Genomic DNA, 534 nt, shown 5'->3' with positions numbered 1-534 from the left:
CCCTCGAAGCCGCGACCGCACCCGCCGCCACGCCCGAGGACGTCGTCCGCGCCTGGTTCACCGCCGCCGCCCGCAGCGCCGCGGCCGGCAACCACCGGCTCGCCACCGCCCTGGCCGGGGTACGCCTGCCCGACGAGGTACGCACCAGCCTGCTCGAGGGTCACCGTCAGACCTCCGCCCCCCTGCACCGTGCCGTCACCGACATGGGCGTCCCGGACCCCGACGCGGCGCTCACGCTCGTCACCGCCGCCGTGAACGTCTGCATCACCCAGGTCGAGGCCGGGGCACCACCCGACCTGGAGGCCCGGCGCGCGGCGGCGTTCACCCTCGGCGGGCTCACCGCGCTGGCCTCCCGCACCTGAGGTAGGTCCCGTTCGCGTCACCTTCGACCCGCCGGCCGTATCGTGGGACGGATGGCCACCTACACCGACCACCTGCGCGAGCGCGGCGAGGACGGCGTGGCTCGGCTGCTGCAGGTGCGGCCCGACCTGGCCACCCCACCCCCCGCCAACCTGCGGGCCGCCGCCGCCCGCG

The 534-nt window shown here is 77.2% G+C and carries 1 protein-coding gene; it reads left to right on the top strand.

Going from position 1 to position 534, the window contains the following annotated elements:
* Positions 1-362, top strand: a 362-nt coding sequence (locus N869_RS18220; RefSeq protein ID WP_198026121.1) for a hypothetical protein, incomplete at its 5' end; no start/stop codon positions are given.
* Between the last annotated feature and the right edge of the window lie 172 nt (positions 363-534).

It is taken from the genome of Cellulomonas bogoriensis 69B4 = DSM 16987, from assembly GCF_000767165.1.
Classification (GTDB): domain Bacteria; phylum Actinomycetota; class Actinomycetes; order Actinomycetales; family Cellulomonadaceae; genus Actinotalea; species Actinotalea bogoriensis.
Note: the sequence above shows the minus strand (reverse complement) of the source record. Positions and strands in the feature narration are given on the sequence as shown.